An 18,653-nucleotide genomic window follows, 5' to 3' on the forward strand; every position below is an offset into this window, starting at 1 on the left:
AACACCCTGCTGCACCCGACGGGCCGGCTCATGCCGGCCCGTTTCGTTGTGCGCACGGGCATTCATCCGTGGGGAAAGGGAATCGACCATGATGGATGCCCCCCTTCGACAAGGAGTCGGCATGAGCATCTTCGACCTGCGCCTGGAAACCGAGCGGCTGATCCTGCGCCCGCTGCTGCGCGAGGACTACGAACCGTACCTGGCATTCTGTGCCGACGAGGAAACGATGCGCACCCTGGGGGGTGTTCAACCGCCCTCGGTGGCATGGCGCGGCTTCTGCAGCCTGGCCGGCGCCTGGCAGCTGTTCGGCTTCTCGATGTTCAGCGTGATCGAGAAATCCAGCGGTGACTGGATCGGCCGGATGGGACCGTGGCAGCCGCAGGACTGGCCTGGGACCGAGGTCGGTTGGGGTATTCGGCATGCCAGCTGGGGCCGGGGCTATGCACCGGAAGCGGCGGTTGCCGCCATCGACTGGGCGTTCGACACGCTGGGCTGGGACGAGGTGATCCACACCATCGCCGAGAACAACGACAACTCGAGGGCGGTCGCGCGCAAGCTCGGCAGCACGCTGCTGCGCATGGGTGAATTGCCACCGCCGTACAACGACAAGCCGATGCAGATCTGGGGCCAGTCGCGCGAACAGTGGCGGCAGCGCCGTTCGCCGTTGTAGAGCCGAGCCCATGCTCGGCTGCATCTGGCGCACAGCAGCCGAGCATGGGCTCGGCTCTACAGATTGTCCGCATGCTGCATCCGCGCTTGGCATTCACCGGCGGGCTTGCCAGACTGCGTGCAGCTGGCCGCCGGCCGGATCCGAGGAATCAGGCAATGGTGGAAGAGCGCGTCCCGTTGACGGTGCATGGCATGTCGGTGTCCGGCAATTGCCACAAGGTCCGCCTGCTGCTGGAGCAGCTCGGCAGCCGCTACCGCTGGGTGGAAGTGGACAGTGCCCATGGCCAGACCCACACCGCCGAGTTCCTTGCGCTCAATCCCAACGCCAAGGTGCCGTTGATCGTCCGCGACGATGGCCGCGTGTTGACTGAATCCAATGCGATCCTGTTCTGGTTGGCCGAAGGGACGCCCTACCTGCCTACCGACGGTTGGGAACGCGCGCAGGCATTGAGCTGGATGTTCTTCGAGCAGTACACGCACGAGCCATGCGTGGCGGTAGCGCGCTTCATCCGCGGCTGGACACCGCCCGATTCACCGCGCCGTTCTGAACTGCCACGCCTGCACGAGCGTGCCGCCACCGCGCTGGCCGTGATGGAGCAGCACCTGCGCGAAGCGCAGTGGTTCACCGGCAGCGCATACGGCATCGCCGACATTGCGCTGTTCGCCTATACCGACGTGGCAGGCGAAGGCGGCATCAGCCTGGCGCCCTTCCCGGAAGTGCGCGCCTGGCTGCAGCGCGTGCGTGCGCAGCCGCGCTTCGTGGCGATGCCAGCGGTGACCGCCGAGGTGCGCGCGCGCTTCGAGGCCGCCTGATCCCACAGGATAGCGCCCGGCGCTGCCGGGTGGAACGCAACAACGACACGGAGGGTGTTCGATGTTTGCTGTGGTTCCAGATCCGATTCCTGCGCGCATGCGCGTGCTCAACCGCGCCGAAGTGTGCGACGCCAATTTCCTCGACGCGGTGCGTGGCTGGCGAGGCACACCGCGCGCACGTCCTGCGCCGGACGCGCCGATCCTGCCGGGCAGCACGCTCAGCGCTGCGGCCTTCGGTGAGCTGTTCGATTCGCAGCTGGCCAGCCGCCAGCTGGACCTGATGGCGCGCGTATTGCGCGTGCAGAACAAGGTCTTCTATACCATCGGGTCGTCCGGCCATGAAGGCAACGCGCTGCTGGCGCGGGCCTGCCGGCATACCGACCCCGCATTCCTGCACTATCGCTCCGGCGCCTTCATGCTCGAGCGCTCGCGCCAGGTGCCGGGCATCGACCCGTTGCGCGATGCGGCGCTTTCATTCGCGGCCAGCGCCGATGATCCGGCCAGTGGCGGCCGGCACAAGGTGTGGGGCAGCAAGCCATTGTGGGTATTGCCGCAGACCTCGACCATCGCCTCGCACCTGCCGAAAGCGCTGGGCACCGCGCTGGCCATCGAGAGCGGCAAGCGGCTGGGCCATGCGCTTCCCATTCCGGCCGACAGCATCGTGCTGTGCTCGTTTGGCGACGCCTCGGCCAATCATGCCACTGCGCAGACCGCATTCAACACCGCGATGTGGGCCGCCTACCAGAAACTGCCGGCGCCAATCCTGTTCGTCTGCGAGGACAACGGGCTGGGCATCTCGGTGAAGACGCCGGACGGCTGGATTGCCGAGCGTTTCAGCCACCAGCCGGGGCTGGACTATTTCCTTGCCGATGGCCTCGACCTGGCCACCGGGCACGCCCAGGTGCAGGCCGCAGTGGACCACTGCCGGCGGACGCGGCGACCGACCTTCCTGCATCTGCGCACCACGCGCCTGATGGGCCACGCCGGCACCGACTTCGAGGTGGAATGGCGTGCATTGCCGGAATTGTGCGCGGCCGAGGCGCAGGATCCGCTGTTGCGCTCGGCGCAGATCGCGCTGGAATCGGGCTGGATGGATGCAGCCGCCATCGAAGTGGCCTACGAGACGATGCGCGCGCGCTGCATGGCCGCCGCTGCCGATGCCGAAGGCCGCGCGAAGCTGCAGTCGCTGCAGGAGGTCATGGCGCCATTGGCACCCTATACGCCCGCGGCGGTGCAGGCCGAAGCCCGGCGCGAGGTCGCCGACGAAGCGCGCGAGGCACTCTATGGCGGTGCCGAGGCCTTGCCGGAACGACAGGCGCCACGGCATCTCGCGATCCAGATCAACCACGGCCTGCAGGAACTGCTTGCGAAGTATCCGCAGAGCCTGCTGTTCGGCGAGGACGTGGCTCAGAAGGGCGGTGTGTACACCGTCACCAAGGATCTGCTGCGCCGCTTCGGCCCACGCCGGGTGTTCAACACGCTGCTGGATGAAACCATGATCCTGGGCATGGCGCAGGGCCTGGCCAACCTGGGCATGCTGCCGGTTCCGGAGATCCAGTACCTGGCCTACCTGCACAACGCCATCGACCAGCTGCGTGGTGAAGCCTGTTCGCTGCAGTTCTTCTCCAACGACCAGTACCGCAACCCGATGCTGGTGCGGGTGGCCGGGCTGGGCTACCAGAAGGGTTTCGGCGGGCACTTCCACAACGACAACTCGATCACCGCGTTGCGCGACATCCCCGGGCTGGTGGTCGGCTGCCCCTCGCGCGGCGACGATGCGGTGATGATGCTGCGCACGCTGGCTGCACTGGCGCGGGTGGATGGGCGCGTGGCGGTGTTCCTGGAGCCGATCGCGCTGTACATGAGCAAGGACCTGCACGAAGCGGGGGATGGCCAGTGGCTGTTCGACTACCCGGCACAGGGCCGGGCGCTGGTGCTGGGCGAGGGCCGGGTCTATGCACCGGAGGCCGGAGACCTGGTGATCTACACCTATGGCAATGGCGTGCCGATGGCGTTGCGCGCGGCGCGGGCGATCGAGCAGCAGCTGGGCTGGCAGGTGCGGGTGGTCGACCTGCGCTGGCTGGTACCGTTGGATGCCGGCTTCATCGCGGCCCAGGCCGCGAGCGCGCGGCGGGTGCTGGTGCTGGACGAAGGCCGCCACAGCGGCGGAGTGGGTGAGGGCGTGGTCACGGCGCTGGTCGAGGCCGGCTTTGGTCACCTGCCGCTGCGCCGCGTCTGTGGCGCCGACACCTACACGCCACTGGCAGGGGCAGCAATGTTCGGGCTTCCAAGCGACAATGCGGTGATTGGCGCCGCCCTCGACCTGGCGCAGGAACCCTGATGCATGTGTGGATTGGCGGGAATGTTGTTGCCGGCGCCGCTGGCGTCGGCCGAGGCGCTGCAGGCGCAGGCGCTGGCCATGGGCCAGGCGCTGCACCATCGCGGGCCGGATGATGGCGGCAGCTGGGTCGATGCCGAGGCGGGCATCGCGCTGGCGCATCGGCGCCTGAGCATCCTTGATCTGTCCCCGCTGGGCCACCAGCCGATGGCCTCGGCGGACGGCCGCTACGTGATGGCCTACAACGGCGAGGTCTACAATTTCGCGGCTCTGCGTGAACAGCTGGAGCCGCTGGGGCACACCTTCCGCGGCCATTCCGACACCGAAGTACTGCTGGCGGCGATCCTGCAGTGGGGCGTGGAAGATACCCTGCAGCGCTGCAACGGCATGTTCGCCATCGCGCTGTGGGACCGCCAGGATCGTTGCCTGTGGCTGGCCCGCGACCGCGTCGGCAAGAAGCCGCTGTACTACGGCTGGGCCGGCGACACGCTGGTGTTCGGTTCGGAACTGAAGGCGCTCTGGCAACACCCGGCGTTCGACAACGACATCGACCGCGATGCGCTCACCTTGCTGCTGCGGCTGGATTACATCCCGGCGCCGCACAGCATCCACCAGCGCTGCTACAAGCTGATGCCGGGCCGGGTGCTGCGGCTGGATGCAGCGGCTGTGGCCGCAGGCGCCGCGGCACACCGCCCGGAGCAGGCACAGCGCCCGTACTGGGATGCGCGCGCACGCATGCAGGCGGCGTTGGCCGCCCCGTTCCAGGGCCGCATCGAAGAGGCCGAGGAACAGCTGGACACGCTGCTGCGTGATGCGGTGGCGCTGCGCATGGTGGCCGACGTGCCGGTCGGCGTATTCCTGTCCGGCGGCACGGACTCATCGCTGGTGGCGGCGCTGATGCAGGCGCAGAGCGGACAGCCGGTGCATAGTTTCAGTATCGGCTTCACCGACTCGGGACATGACGAAGCACCGCTGGCCAGGGAGCTGGCGGCTCACCTCGGCTGTGATCACACCGAGTTGTACGTCAGTGGCGCCGACGCGCTGGCCGTGGTGCCGCAGTTGCCGGCGATGTTCGATGAGCCTTTTGCCGATGCGTCGCAGGTGCCGACCGCGCTGGTCGCACGGCTGGCGCGGCAGGGCGTGACCGTCGCGCTGTCCGGCGACGGTGGCGACGAGCTGTTCTTCGGCTACACCCGGTATGTACGCGCGCTGCGCAACTGGCAGATGCTCGAACGCGTGCCGGGGCCGCTGCGGCGCTGGATGGGCGCACGCTCGCAGCAGCAGGGCGAGGCCTCGCGGACCGGTGGCCTGGCGGCGCTGCTGGCCGAGACCGGCGCACGTGGCATCGGCGACGTCTACCGCAACCGCATCTCGCGCTGGCGCGATCCTGCCGCGGCGGTGCCCGGCGCGCAGGCCGCCGGCAGCTTCTACGACCTGGCCGATCCGCTGCACGGCGCGGGGACACCGGCCGACGCGATGATGCTGGCCGATTTCGTGACCTACCTGCCCGATGACCTGTTGTGCAAGGTCGACCGGACCTCGATGGCGGTCAGCCTGGAGGCGCGCGCGCCATTGCTGGACTGGCGCGTGGCCGAGTTCGCCTGGTCGCTGCCGCTGGGCTTCAAGCGCAGTGAGACGACCAGCAAGGTGCTGCTCAAGCGCGTGCTGGGCCGTTACGTGCCGCATTCAATGGTGCACCGTCCCAAGCGCGGCTTCGGCGCACCGGTCAGTGACTGGTTGAAGGGCGACCTGCGACCCTGGGCAGAGGACTTGCTGCAGCCGGCGCGGCTGGAGCGTGAGGGCGTGCTGTCGGCGGCGGCGGTGCAGCCGCTGTGGCAGCAGTTCCTGGGGGGGCAGCGCAAGTGGCATACCCACCTGTGGAACGTGCTGATGTTCCAGGCCTGGCAGGCGCATTGGCGGCAGGCGCGGACCGGCGTGACCGGCGGCTGATCTTCACCGGATGGCACGGGCCTGGCGACTAGGCTGGGCCTCCCGCACCGTGAGGAGTATGTCCCGATGTCCGTCCCCACCATCGCCGTGTTCGTTGGCAGCCTGCGCAGGGATTCCTGCAACCGCAAGCTGGCCCATGCGCTGGAGAAGCTCGCCGGTGATCGCGCGCGCTTCCAGTACGTGCAGATCGGCGATCTGCCGTTGTACGACCAGGATTTCGACGCCGATTATCCGCCGCAGGGCACCCGGCTGAAGGACCAGGTGCGCGCCGCCGACGCGGTGCTGTTCGTGACACCCGAGTACAACCGGTCGGTGCCTGGCGTGCTCAAGAACGCCATCGATATCGGATCGCGCCCGTACGGTGACAGTGCGTTTGCCGGCAAGCCGGCGGCGGTGATCGGCGCCTCCATCGGCCAGATCGGTACCGCCGTGGCCCAGCAGCACCTGCGCAACTGCCTGGCCTTCCTGGACATGCATGTGCTGGGCCAGCCCGAGGCATTCATCCACTTCAAGGACGGCCTGATCGATGCCGACGGCACGATCCACAACGAAGGCACGCAGAAGTTCCTGCAGGGTTACGTGGACCGGTTCCTGGCGTTGATCGCAGTGCACGTCAAGGGCGATTGACGCCTGCGGGGTCAGAGTCCCCTGCGTCGAAGGGGATCCGACCCCGAGCGTTGATCTGCGATAATGTCCCGCTCGGGCGCCGCAACGGCGTCCGTCGCAGGCAGTGCGACGCTCTCACGCCAGTCTGGCCAGGTACCGGCGGATATCCCCCGTTTTCCCACGGCTTATCCACAGGTTTGTCCATGGCTGCCGGGGTCGGCACATGCCTACACTCATCTGGTCCACTTTTGCAGGAAACACCGCAGCATGTCCGCTCGTCCCGGCTTCCGTTCCAACCGCAGAGAGCGCGGTGATGGCTTCGATCGCGATCGCGACGAGTCGCGCATCGACCAGTTGCGGGTACCGCCCCATTCGGTGGAAGCCGAGCAGGCGGTGCTGGGTGGCCTGATGCTGGCGCCCGAGGCGTATGACCGTGTCAACGACCAGCTGACCGAAAGCGACTTCTATCGTCGCGATCACCAGATGATCTATCGTGCGATCCGCGAGCTGTCCGAGCGCGAACGGCCGTTCGATGCGGTAACGCTGGGCGAGTGGTTTGAATCGCAGGGCAAGATGGAACTGGTGGGGGACGGCGCCTACCTGATCGAACTGGCCAGTACCACGCCGTCAGCTGCCAACATCGTGGCCTACGCCGAGATCGTGCGCGACAAGGCGGTGCTGCGGCAGCTGATCCAGGTCGGCACCGACATCGTCAACGACGGTTTCCAGCCGGAGGGGCGTGACAGCAGCGAGCTGCTGGCCTCGGCGGAAAAGAGCGTGTTTGCAATCGCCGAACAGGGTGCGCGTGGCCGTACCGATTTCGTGGCCATGCCCGGTGCACTGAAGGATGCCTTCGAGGAGCTGCGCAACCGCTTCGAGAACGGCGGCAACATCACCGGCCTGCCGACCGGTTACAACGATTTCGATGCGATGACCGCTGGCCTGCAGCCGACCGACCTGATCATCCTCGCGGCGCGCCCGGCAATGGGCAAGACCACCTTCGCGCTGAACATCGCCGAGTACGCGGCCATCAAGTCGAAGAAGGGCGTGGCGGTGTTCTCGATGGAAATGTCGGCATCGCAGCTGGCGATGCGCCTGATTTCCTCCAACGGCCGCATCAACGCGCAGCGCCTGCGTACCGGCCAGCTGGAAGACGAGGACTGGAGCCGCGTCACCAGCGCGATCAAGATGCTGAAGGAAACCAAGATCTTCATCGACGATACGCCGGGCGTGTCGCCGGAAGTGCTGCGTTCCAAGTGCCGCCGCCTCAAGCGCGAGCATGACCTGGGCCTGGTGGTGATCGACTACCTGCAGCTGATGAGCGTGCCGGGCAACAGCGAGAACCGCGCGACCGAAATCTCGGAAATCTCGCGTTCGCTGAAGGGACTGGCCAAGGAACTGAACGTGCCGGTGATCGCGCTTTCCCAGCTCAACCGCTCGCTGGAAACGCGTACCGACAAGCGCCCGGTGATGGCCGACCTTCGCGAATCGGGCGCAATCGAGCAGGACGCGGACATGATCGTGTTCATCTACCGCGACGACTACTACAACAAGGAAAACTCGCCGGACAAGGGCCTGGCCGAAATCATCATCGGCAAGCACCGTGGTGGCCCGACTGGCTCGTGCAAGCTGAAGTTCTTCGGTGAGTACACCCGCTTCGACAACCTGGCCCACGATTCGGTCGGTTCGTTCGAATAACGGTCACGCCGGCCGCTGGCCGGCAACCGCCACCGGGCGCTGAGAGCCAAGGCACCGGCAGGAGCCACTGTCAGCGCGGGTTCCATGCGGTTGCCACGAAGCGCAGCCGGGCGTGGGCGTGGCGTTGCACTGCGCTGGATCGGTTTCATCGCCCCCAGCCCGGTTTCGTCGCAAACCGTTTGCCGGCGCCAGGGCAGGGCGCCAAGGTGTTCGCAGGCGGCAGGGTGCCGCCCCAAGGAGACCGTGATGAAGACCCTGTTCGCGCTCGGCGTGTGGTGCCTGCTGTTCGTACTGTGCTGGCCGCTGGCGATCCTCGCCCTGATCGCCTGGCCGTTCGTGTGGCTGCTGAGCCTGCCGTTCCGACTGGTCGGCATCACCTTCTCGGCGCTGTTCGCGTTCCTGCGCGCGCTGTTCATGCTGCCGGCGCGCATGCTCGGTGGCCGGGCGGTGCCCGCATGAGGGCGGTGGTGCTGGTCGGTCTGGCCCTGTTGGCCGGCCCGGTACTGGCCGCACCTCCAGCACCGCCTTCGGTGTGGCTGGAGCGCCAGCAGGCAGCCGGTGCCGACGAAGCGAATGCTGCGGGGGCGAAGCCTCTGGCGGTACCCGAGGCCAGGGAGCGCTGCCGGGTCACCAAGGAATGGAAGGTCGGCGAGACGGTGGTGCAGCATCGGGTCTGTGAGGATCCACCGAAGAAGCCGGCTGGAAAGGCGTAGCGCCGAGCCCATGCTCGGCTAGGCTTTCACGGACCACCAAATGCGCAGCCGAGCGTGGGCTCGGCTCTACACCAGGGCAGCCAACAAAAAACCCCGCCGAGGCGGGGTTTTTCTTCTGCAGGTGAGTGCCGACCAACGGTCGGCACCTACCATGATGCAGATCAGTTCGCTTTGTGGATGGCGCGCTTGCTGACCGCCATCGCGGCGTCGTGGATCACTTCCGAGAGCGACGGGTGGGCGTGGCAGATGCGGGCCAGGTCATCGGCCGAGCCGCTGAACTCCATGGTCAGCACGCCTTCGTGCACCAGTTCGGAGACGTTGGCGCCAACCAGGTGCATGCCGAGGATGCGATCGGTTTCGGCATGGGCCAGGATCTTCACGAAGCCGGCCGGCTCGATCATCGCCACTGCACGACCGTTGGCGGCGAACGGGAAGCTGCCGGCCTTGTACGGAATGCCTTCGGCCTTCAGCTGGGCTTCGGTCTTGCCGACCCAGGCCAGTTCCGGCTCGGTGTAGATGACCCACGGGATGGTGTCGAAGTTGACGTGGCCCGGCAGGCCGGCGATCAGCTCAGCCACCGCGATGCCTTCCTCGAAGCCCTTGTGCGCCAGCATCGGGCCGCGCACGCAGTCGCCGACCGCCCACACGCCGTTGACGCCGGTGTGGCAGTGCGCATCGACTTCGATCTGACCACGCTCGTTGATCTTCACGCCGGTGCCTTCGGCCAGCAGGCCCTTGGTGGCGGCGCGACGGCCGACGGCCACCAGCAGCTTGTCCACGGTCAGGGTCTTTTCGCCTTCCGCGTCGGTGTAGGTGACGATGACTTCCTTCTTCTTGCCCTTGCCGGTGATCTCGGTCTTGGAAACCTTGGCGTTGAGCTTGATGTCCAGGCCCTGCTTCTTGAATTCCTTGGCAGCGGCCTTGGCCACTTCAGCGTCGGCAGCCGCCAGGAACTCCGGCATGGCTTCCAGGATGGTCACTTCAGCGCCCAGGCGCTTCCACACGCTACCCAGTTCCAGGCCGATCACGCCGGCGCCGATCACCGCCAGGCGGTTCGGCACTTCGGTGAAGTCCAGGCCGCCGACGTTGTCGACGATGGTCTCGCCGTCGAACTTGGCGAACGGCAGCTCGATCGAATCCGAACCGGCCGCGATGATGACGTTGGTGCCCTTCAGCTCGACTTCCGAACCGTCGTGCTGCTTCACCTTGACCACGTTGCCTGGCTGCAGCTGGCCGAAGCCGTAATAGGCGGCGACCTTGTTGGCCTTGAACAGCATGCCGATGCCGCCGGTGAACTGCTTGACGATCTTGTCCTTGCGGCCAATCATCGCCTCGACGTCGATCTTGGCATCCTTGAAGCTGATGCCGTGGTCGCCAAAGATGTGGCCCATGTTCCAGAACTGGCGCGAGGAATCCAGCAGCGCCTTGGACGGGATGCAGCCCACGCGCAGGCAGGTGCCGCCGAGGGCCGGCTTGCCGTCCTTGCCCAGCGCTGCGTCGATGCAGGCGGTCTTCAGGCCCAGCTGGGCCGCGCGGATGGCAGCGTGGTAACCGGCCGGGCCGGCACCGATGACGACGACGTCGAATTGTTCAGCCATTGAATTATTCCTTGATGCATTACCAGAACCCCTCCGCGCAGGCGCGGAGGGGCGGGAGGTTTCTTACAGGCCGAACAGCATGCGGCCCGGGTTTTCCAGCTGGTTCTTGATGTCCACCAGGAACTGCACCGAGTCCTTGCCGTCGATGATGCGGTGGTCGTAGGACAGCGCCAGGTACATCATCGGCGCGATCACGACCTGGCCGTTCTGGGCGATCGGACGCTCCTTGATGGCGTGCATGCCCAGGATGGCGCTCTGCGGCGGGTTGATGATCGGGGTCGACAGCAGCGAACCGAAGGTGCCGCCGTTGGTCACGGTGAAGGTGCCGCCCTGCAGTTCTTCCAGGCCCAGCTTGCCGTCACGTGCCTTCTTGGCGTAGTCGGCGATGGTCTTCTCGATGTCGGCGAACGACATGCGCTCGACGTTGCGCAGGACCGGCGTGACCAGGCCCTTCTCGGTCGACACGGCGATCGAGATGTCCGAGTAGCCGTGGTAGATGATGTCGTCGCCGTCGATCGAGGCGTTGACCAGCGGGAAGCGCTGCAGCGCGTTGGCAGCGGCCTTCACGAAGAAGCTCATGAAGCCCAGCTTGATGCCGTGGGCCTTGACGAACTCGTCCTGCAGCTCCTTGCGCGCCGCCGACACCTTGGACAGGTCGACTTCGTTGAAGGTGGTCAGCATGGCGGTGGAGTTCTTCGACTCCATCAGGCGCTCGGCGATGCGCTTGCGGATGCGGGTCATCGGCACGCGTTCTTCCGGACGTGCGCCACCGGCCTTGCCGGCGCCGCCGTTGCGGGCGAAGTTGACGATGTCTTCCTTGGTCACTGCACCACGACGGCCGGTGCCGTCGACGTCGGCCGGGTTCACGCCTTCGGTGATGGCGGTGAAGCGGGCGCCCGGCGGCAGGGTGTCGGCGGCCGACTTGGCAGCCGGAGCCGGAGCGGCGGCAGCGGCCGGAGCAGCGGCGGCCGGTGCGGCTTCAGCCTTCTTCTCTTCAGCGGCCGGAGCCGGAGCCGCAGCCACGGCGCCTTCTTCGATGATCGCCACGACCTGGCTGGAGGTCACGGTATCGCCTTCCTTGAACTTGATTTCCTTCAGCACGCCGTCAACCGGCGACGGCACTTCCAGCACGACCTTGTCGGTTTCCAGGTCAAGCAGGTTTTCGTCGCGCTTGACGGCGTCGCCCACCTTCTTGTGCCAGGTGGCGATGGTGCCGTCGGCGACGGATTCGGGCAGTACCGGGGCTTTGACTTCGGTGGCCATTGCGGGAGCTTCCTGGTTTGTCTTCTAAATAGGGGGAGGATTATTCAGCGAACGTGTCGTTGAACGGGTTGACCAGTGCGTCGGCAATCAGCTGCTGCTGCTCGCGGACGTGGTCAGCCATGTGACCGGCAGCCGGCGACGCCGAACGTGCGCGACCGGCGTAGTGCAGGTTCTGGCCATCGGCCAGGCAGAACTGCAGGTGGTGGCGGATCTGGTACCACGCGCCCTGGTTCTGCGGTTCTTCCTGCGTCCACACCACGTCGGTGGCCTTGCCGTACTTCTTCAGCTCGGCAGCCAGCAGCGCACGCGGGAACGGATACAGCTGCTCCACGCGGATGATCGCCACGTCGTCCTGGCCACGCTTGGTCTGGTCTTCCAGCAGGTCGTAGTAGACCTTGCCCGAGCACAGCACCACGCGCTTGACCTTCTTGGCATCGGCATTGGCGTCGCCGATCAGGTGCTGGAACTCGCCATTGGCCAGTTCGTCCAGGGTCGACACGGCCAGCTTGTGGCGCAGCAGCGACTTCGGCGACATCACCACCAGCGGCTTGCGGGTGGTCATGTGCAGCTGGCGACGCAGCATGTGGAAGGCCTGCGCCGGGGTCGACGGCACGACAACCAGCATGTTCTCCAGGGCGCACAGCTGCAGGAAGCGCTCCAGGCGCGCCGAGCTGTGTTCCGGGCCTTGTCCTTCATAGCCATGCGGCAGCAGCAGGGTCAGGCCGGAAATGCGGCCCCACTTGGCTTCACCGGCGGCGATGAACTGGTCGATCACCACCTGGGCACCGTTGGCGAAGTCGCCGAACTGGCCTTCCCAGATGCACAGCGTGTTCGGATCGGTGGTGGAGAAACCGTACTCGTAGGCCATCACCGCTTCTTCGCTCAGCAGCGAGTCGATGACGGTGGCCTTCTCCGGCGAATCCACCAGCTGCCGCAGCGGCATGTAGTAGTTGTCGGTCTTCTGGTCGTGCAGGATCGCGTGGCGGTGCGTGAACGTACCGCGGCCGACGTCCTGGCCGACCAGGCGCAGCGCATGGCCTTCGTCGAGCAGGGTGGCGTAGGCCAGGTTCTCGGCAAAGCCCCAGTCGCCCGGAATCTCGCCGGCGGCCATCTTGCGGCGGTCGTCGTAGACCTTGGCCACGCGCGAGTGCAGCTGCACTTCGTCCGGGATGGTGTTGATCAGCTTGGCCAGCTCGACCAGCTTGTTCTTCTCGACCTTGGTCGAGACCGGATCGGACAGCTTGCCTTCCAGCAGCTTCGGCCAATCGACGAACAGCGGGCTGCTCGGCGGGGTCTTCTCGACCTTGGCCAGCTCGGTGGTCACTTCACCCGCGTCCAGCTTCTCGCGGTAGGCATCGACCATGGCCTTGCCGGCACCGGCGGCGATCACGCCCGCCTTTTCCAGCTGCTCGGCATACATCTCGCGGGTGGTCGGGTGCTTGCGGATCACCTGGTACATCAGCGGCTGGGTGATCGCCGGCTCGTCGGCCTCGTTGTGGCCCCAACGGCGGTAGCACATCAGGTCGATGACCACGTCCTTGGCGAACTTCTGGCGGAACTCGAAGGCCAGCTGCGCGGCGAACACGACGGCTTCCGGATCATCGCCGTTCACGTGCAGCACCGGGGCGGCGATCATCTTCGCCACGTCGGTGGCATAGCGCGTGGAGCGCGTATCCAGCGGGTTGGAAGTGGTGAAGCCGACCTGGTTGTTGACCACGATGTGCACGGTGCCGCCGACGGCGAAGCCGCGGGCCTGCGACATCTGGAACAGCTCCATGACCACGCCCTGGCCGGAGAAGGCCGCGTCGCCGTGGATCAGGATCGGCATGACCTGCTTGCGTGCGGTGTCCTTGCGGCGCTCCTGGCGCGAACGCACGGAACCGGCCACGACCGGGTCGGCGATTTCCAGGTGCGACGGGTTGAACGCCAGTGCCAGGTGCACCGGGCCACCGTCGGTGGCCACGTCGGCGGAGAAGCCCATGTGGTACTTCACGTCGCCGGCCGAAGCGTGCTCGTCGTGTTCGAACTTGCCTTCGAATTCGTCGAACAGCTTGCGGGGATTTTTGCCCAGAGTGTTGACCAGCACGTTCAGGCGGCCGCGGTGGGCCATGCCGATCACCACGTCCTTGACGCCATCCTTGCCGGCGCTGCGGATGATGGTGTCCATCATCGGGATCAGCGAGTCGCCGCCTTCCAGCGAGAAGCGCTTCTGGCCGACGTACTTGGTGTGCAGGTAGCGCTCCAGGCCTTCGGCCGCGGTCAGGCGCTCCAGGGTGCGGCGCTGGGTGTCAGCGTCCAGCTGGTAGTTGCCACCGGCCGCTTCCAGCTTCTTGTAGATCCACTGGCGCTGCTCGACCTCGGAGATGTGCATGAACTCCGCGCCGATCGAGCCGGTGTAGGTCGCCTTCAGGCGTGCGAGCAGGTCGCGCAGCTTCATGCGCGGCTGGCCGCCGACGCCGCCGGTGCTGAACTCACTGTTGAGATCGGCATCGGACAGGCTGTGGAACGGCAGGCCCAGGTCCGGCGTGTTGACCGGCGCGGCCAGGCCCAGCGGATCGAGGCGGGCGTCCAGGTGGCCGCGCGAGCGGTAGGCGGTGATCAGACGACCGACATTGCGCTCGCGCTCGTCGCCCGCACCGCTGCCGGTGCCAGCTTTCAGCGCATCCTTGGCCGCGTCCGCGATGTGGGAGATGACGGCCGAGTGCGGAATGTCACCTGCTTCACGGCCCTTGAAGCCATCGAAGTAGGTTTTCCATTTGGGATCGACACTATCCGGGGAGACCAGGTACTGCTCGTACAGGTCCTCGACATAGGAGGCGTTGCCGCCGGCGAGTTGCGAAGATTGCGCAAACTGCTTCAGTTGATTGTCCACGATGGAGGGTGTTGATTCGCTTTGTGGGGTATGGCTTCAGAAGGACCCGGCAGGAAGATGAATAGCCCTGCGCGGGCGCGTTCAAACAGCCAAATTGTACCCCCAACGGGACACGAAGGGGCACCACCACAGGTATCCCGCGTCCGCTGGTGCCGGTTCCAGACAGGTTGGGTCAGCGGTGCCGGCTCAGATGCCGAGCGCGCGCAGTTCGCTGCAATCGCGCGAACGGTCCCAGACGCGCTGCAATTGCTGCTCGAACGGCTGCGAACGTGCCGGCAGCGCGATGCCGGCCTCGCCGTCGAGGCGATGGCCGATCAGACGAAAGTAGAAGTCGCCCGCATCGTTGAGCAGGCAGGCCGAGGCCAGCGCGCGGTCGACCGGATCGCTGACCTCGCGGAACTGGATCACGCTTGGCAGGCGCTGGGCCAGCGCCAGCAGCGGTGCCCCGGCAGAGGCGATCGCAGCGGCATCGTGCACGATCACCCGCAGCTGCTTGTCATGGCGGGCGGTGACGAAGCGGCGCAGGGCGGCCTGTACCGGGGGCGCGTCGAGCAGCCCCGGGTCCAGCTGGCGGCTGTGCAGCCACAGCTGGCGACGGGCGCGGTGGATGATGGCTGTGGTGATGGCCACCGCCTCGGCGCGGCGGTCGATCGCGCTGGCCGCGCCCAGCCGGCGGCGCATCTGCTGGTGGCCGATGCCGGCCTCCTCGAACACCTCGCCTTCAGGCAGGAAGCCCTGGCGGGCATAGAATTCGCGGGCGGGCAGCTGGGCGTGCAGGTGCAGCTCGGCCAGGCCGAGCCTGCGCCCGGCCTCGACCAGTGCCTCCAGCAGGGCCTCACCGACCCCGTGGCTGCGATGGCTGGCCAGCACGGCCATGCGGCCGATGCGGCCGTCCGGGGCCAGCCGACCGGTGCCGACCGGCTGGTTGTCACTGTCCAGTGCCAACACATGGACGCTGACCGGGTCCAGCGCATCGCGTTCCAGTTCCGCGGCGATGCCCTGTTCCTGCACGAACACGCGTTGGCGCACGTCGTGGATGGCAACGTGGGCGTCGGCGTGGCTGACCTGCTGGACCCGGATCATGGCGGCGGCTCAGACGCGGCCGGCGTCGCTGTCGTCTTCCTCGTCGTCCTCGAAGTTGACGATGACCTCGATGCCATCGTCGTGCACGGTCACGGAGTGGACATCGTCGGACACCGCATCGGCGTCGATCGCGTCGACGCGGTCACGGCCTTCGACCACTTCGCCGAGCACCACGGCGTCTTCGCCGTCGTCCTCGTCTTCAGCGTCATACACCTCGTTCGGATCGATCAACTGGAACACGCCACTGACCAGCAGTTGCTGGAGCACAGCACGGCCCTTGTCGGACAGGCCGCGATAGGCGGCGGCGTCGAGCTGCTCGGCACCGGCCAGGCGCTGGGCGTCCTTCACCGGCAGCGCGAAGTCCTGACCGCTGACGTACAGGCTGGCACCGCGTTTGGCCCGGCGCCAGGCCAGGCGTGCCCAGGGGTGGCGCTGCAGCAGCAGGCCGGAGGCCAGCGCCTGGACCACTTCCTCCGGTGCCGGTGCAGCCTGGTGGGCCATCACCTCGCCGGCGGCGCGGTAGGTGGTGATGAAGCGACCGAACCAGTCACCCAGCTTGTCCGGGTCGTTCATGCGGATGGCGTTGAGCGCGGTGATCACCCGCGCCATCGCCACCGTGTCGATTTCGTTCGGGTCGGCTGGCACCTTGAGGTCGGCATCCTGGTAACGGATGTTCTCGTCGGCATCGGCGATCAGGGTGTCCAGGTAGTCGCTGATCAGTTCGGCCGAGGACGGCGCGCGCATGCCGAACGAGAAGGTCAGGCAGGGGTCTTCGGCGACGCCGTGGTGCGGCACGTTCGGCGGCAGGTACAGCATGTCGCCCGGCGCCAGCACCCAGTCGTGGGTGGGCTTGAACACCTTCAGCAGCTTCAGTTCCACGTCCGGGCGGAAGCCCAGCGGTGGCTGCCTGCCCTTGATCGATTCGCTGGCGTCGATCTGCCAGCGGCGGTGGCCGTGGGCCTGCAGCAGGAACACGTCGTACTGGTCGACATGGGCGCCGACCGAGCCGCCGGTGGCGGCGAAGCTGATCATCACGTCATCCATGCGCCAACGCGGCAGGAAGCTGAAGTGCTCGATCAGGGCGCGCACGTCCGGATCCCACTTGTCCACGTCCTGCACCAGCAGGGTCCAGTCGTGGTCGGGCAGGGCGGGGAACACGTCTTCCTGGAACGGGCCGGTGCGCACGCGCCAGCCGTCCCGGGTCTTGTCGTGCTCGATCAGGCGCGCCAGCACGCCTTCCTCGCAGGCCAGCCCGGCCAGGTCTTCCGGCTGCACCGGGGTCTGGAAGTTGGGGAAGGCGTTGCGGATCAGCAGCGGGCGTTTCTGCCAGAAGTCGCGCAGGAAGGTGGCCGGCGCCATGCCCAGCGGCTGGCCGGGGCGGGCGGTGACTTCGATGAGGGGGGCGGAGGACTTGCGGGCGGCCATGGGGAATCCTTGCAGCGGAAAGCGGGAGGGGCGGCGTGGCGGGCCGCCAAGGAGTCCATTGTCCGCCGTTCGTGGGGATTGCGCACGTGCGGTGGTTTGTCGCGGGGTGTCCGGCCAACGGCGGAGCCCCTCGTGGCGACATCTTGGTAGGGTCGACTGTTAGTCGACCGGCTTCATGGGCTTGGCCGGGCGGGTGGGCCGCGCGGGGGACGCTGCAAGTACGTCCATGTAAGCTCGATCGCCGCATCCATGCGGCTCACGCCCCCGCACAGCCCACCCGCCCGGCCCCTGACAGTTTCCTGCGCGGCCCGCCACGGAATGGAAGAAGAAGATCAAAGGCAACAGCGGGTCGCGCGCTGCGCTTGCTCATGTAGAGCAGAGCCAACGCTCGGCTTGCTGTTACCATTGCGAAAGGCAGCCCGGCGTAGGCTTAGGGCTACAGGATCAGACACAGGTCGCAGAAACTACCAGGAAGTATCAAGACCGGGAGGAGATCTGTAGTTGTCGATCTAAAGATCGCCGTGTGATTTCAACTGAATGATCTGACAAGCGCCCGGGTTCCATACGATGAATACTCGTATAAGGAGAAGTCCTGTGTCTGGCACAGGATCCCTAAATGCTCAATGGCCTCGACCTTCTTCAGATTCTCGATGGTGTTCTCCCCACCCAGTGAAAGCAGTGGCTGGAATCCATAGCATTCACCGATCTCTAAGGGCCCAAGCTTCTTCCGTGCTCTGGAGAATAGCCGTCTGTCATCTTTGTCGTAAGCATCGATATCCTCTGCGTCGAGCATAAATGGGATCTCGATGGCATGTTCAAGATGCATTCCGGCATCTGTATCTCGTGCAGATGTCTCACACATCACTGAGCCATGCATAAGTTCTATCTCTCCGATGCCGAAGACTTCGTGATAGAAGAAAATATTGCCGAACGCACTATGGCAAAACGCATGGCAATTCGTACTGTTGAATTGCTCGTCGCGGTCGAACACTGCATCCAGAATGCCTTTGAAACTCCTGGGGTGGCATGTCTGGAGCTGGCCTTGCAGTGTGAAGAAAAAGCCCAGCTTAGCGAAGAGTTCGCGGAGTTGATCAGGAAGGGATGTTGGAAGTGAATTCCACTCGTCGCGGGTGAGCGAGCGACACAGCTTTGGGTGTCCATGCTCGTTGACGATGTAGTCAATTAGTTTACTCATTTCTGATCTGCAGTTTGGCCTTCGAATCTGCGGCGCGAATACGTCATCTGCCGGACTTGTTGATGGTCGAACGTATCAGGCAATACCGACGTTGGCCCGTTTTCAGAAACGGTCCCTCCGGCCTGCCTTGCCCCGGTGTGCGGCATGAAATGAGGATGGGAGCCAGAAACGACAAAAGGGACGCGGCGAAGCCGCGTCCCTCTTTCAAATTCCGTCCCGACAACCCAATGCTCTTCGATCCGTCACCGGGAATCTGTCAGAGGTGGGGCGGGTTGGGTTCGCGGGGGTGTCTGATCTGGCCCCCTGAAAACGGACGCCATGAAGCCGTTTCAGGCGGCAGCCCGGAGCTGCCGGGCGTAGTTGTTAGGCGAGTGGTAGCCCAGCGCCGAGTGTAGCCGGGCTGGATTGTAGAAGCCGTGGATGTAAGCAG

General features: G+C 65.9%; 14 protein-coding genes. 8 read left to right on the plus strand and 6 right to left on the minus strand.

Annotated features, from left to right (window positions below; all coding sequences use genetic code 11):
- Window positions 1-121: 121 nt before the first annotated feature.
- The 8 genes from RCF13_RS04490 to RCF13_RS04525 all read left to right on the plus strand — a co-directional run bounded on the left by RCF13_RS04490 (window position 122) and on the right by RCF13_RS04525 (window position 8,787).
- Window positions 122-670, plus strand: a complete 549-nt coding sequence (locus tag RCF13_RS04490) for a GNAT family N-acetyltransferase (RefSeq protein WP_061477983.1) — start codon at window positions 122-124, stop codon at window positions 668-670.
- A 155-nt stretch (window positions 671-825) separates the two neighbouring features.
- A complete protein-coding gene (locus RCF13_RS04495; protein ID WP_111177393.1) occupies window positions 826-1,482 on the plus strand; it encodes a glutathione S-transferase family protein in 657 nt (218 codons plus the stop codon).
- 61 nt (window positions 1,483-1,543) lie between these two features.
- Entirely contained in the window at window positions 1,544-3,823 is a 2,280-nt protein-coding gene (locus RCF13_RS04500; protein ID WP_231352201.1) for a transketolase C-terminal domain-containing protein, read from the plus strand.
- A gap of 3 nt (window positions 3,824-3,826) precedes the next feature.
- The gene (gene asnB, locus RCF13_RS04505) at window positions 3,827-5,770 is read left to right on the plus strand and encodes an asparagine synthase (glutamine-hydrolyzing) (RefSeq protein ID WP_231352200.1); all 1,944 of its coding nucleotides are present in this window, start codon (window positions 3,827-3,829) and stop codon (window positions 5,768-5,770) included.
- Window positions 5,771-5,836: 66 nt separating this feature from the next.
- A complete protein-coding gene (locus RCF13_RS04510; RefSeq protein ID WP_134969316.1) occupies window positions 5,837-6,397 on the plus strand; it encodes an NAD(P)H-dependent oxidoreductase in 561 nt (186 codons plus the stop codon).
- A gap of 246 nt (window positions 6,398-6,643) precedes the next feature.
- Window positions 6,644-8,074 carry a replicative DNA helicase gene (locus tag RCF13_RS04515; RefSeq protein ID WP_005417526.1) on the plus strand — a complete coding sequence of 477 codons (1,431 nt, stop codon included), beginning with the start codon at window positions 6,644-6,646 and terminating at the stop codon, window positions 8,072-8,074.
- A 246-nt stretch (window positions 8,075-8,320) separates the two neighbouring features.
- Window positions 8,321-8,533 (plus strand): hypothetical protein, encoded by a 213-nt coding sequence (locus RCF13_RS04520; protein WP_005417525.1) that lies wholly within the window; start codon window positions 8,321-8,323, stop codon window positions 8,531-8,533.
- Window positions 8,530-8,787, plus strand: a complete 258-nt coding sequence (locus RCF13_RS04525; RefSeq protein ID WP_134969315.1) for a hypothetical protein — start codon at window positions 8,530-8,532, stop codon at window positions 8,785-8,787. Before RCF13_RS04520 ends, RCF13_RS04525 begins: the two co-directional genes overlap by 4 nt.
- A gap of 161 nt (window positions 8,788-8,948) precedes the next feature.
- On the opposite strand, the gene lpdA is transcribed toward RCF13_RS04525, so the two are convergent.
- The 6 genes from lpdA to RCF13_RS04555 form a co-directional block, all read right to left on the minus strand.
- Complete coding sequence (gene lpdA, locus RCF13_RS04530) at window positions 8,949-10,385, minus strand: dihydrolipoyl dehydrogenase (RefSeq protein WP_061477976.1); 1,437 nt, start codon at window positions 10,383-10,385, stop codon at window positions 8,949-8,951.
- 63 nt (window positions 10,386-10,448) lie between these two features.
- Window positions 10,449-11,648 (minus strand): dihydrolipoyllysine-residue succinyltransferase, encoded by a 1,200-nt coding sequence (sucB, locus tag RCF13_RS04535; protein ID WP_053499860.1) that lies wholly within the window; start codon window positions 11,646-11,648, stop codon window positions 10,449-10,451.
- A gap of 40 nt (window positions 11,649-11,688) precedes the next feature.
- Complete coding sequence (locus RCF13_RS04540; RefSeq protein ID WP_231352199.1) at window positions 11,689-14,520, minus strand: 2-oxoglutarate dehydrogenase E1 component; 2,832 nt, start codon at window positions 14,518-14,520, stop codon at window positions 11,689-11,691.
- Window positions 14,521-14,706: 186 nt separating this feature from the next.
- Complete coding sequence (locus tag RCF13_RS04545; RefSeq protein WP_231352198.1) at window positions 14,707-15,603, minus strand: GNAT family N-acetyltransferase; 897 nt, start codon at window positions 15,601-15,603, stop codon at window positions 14,707-14,709.
- Between the two features lie 9 nt (window positions 15,604-15,612).
- Entirely contained in the window at window positions 15,613-17,028 is a 1,416-nt protein-coding gene (locus RCF13_RS04550; RefSeq protein WP_134969463.1) for a cupin domain-containing protein, read from the minus strand.
- A 529-nt stretch (window positions 17,029-17,557) separates the two neighbouring features.
- Window positions 17,558-18,223, minus strand: coding sequence for a T6SS immunity protein Tdi1 domain-containing protein (locus tag RCF13_RS04555; RefSeq protein ID WP_083297597.1), 666 nt, complete (start codon window positions 18,221-18,223; stop codon window positions 17,558-17,560).
- Window positions 18,224-18,653: the final 430 nt, after the last annotated feature.

It is taken from the genome of Stenotrophomonas maltophilia group sp. RNC7, assembly GCF_030910085.1.
Lineage (GTDB): Bacteria > Pseudomonadota > Gammaproteobacteria > Xanthomonadales > Xanthomonadaceae > Stenotrophomonas > Stenotrophomonas sepilia.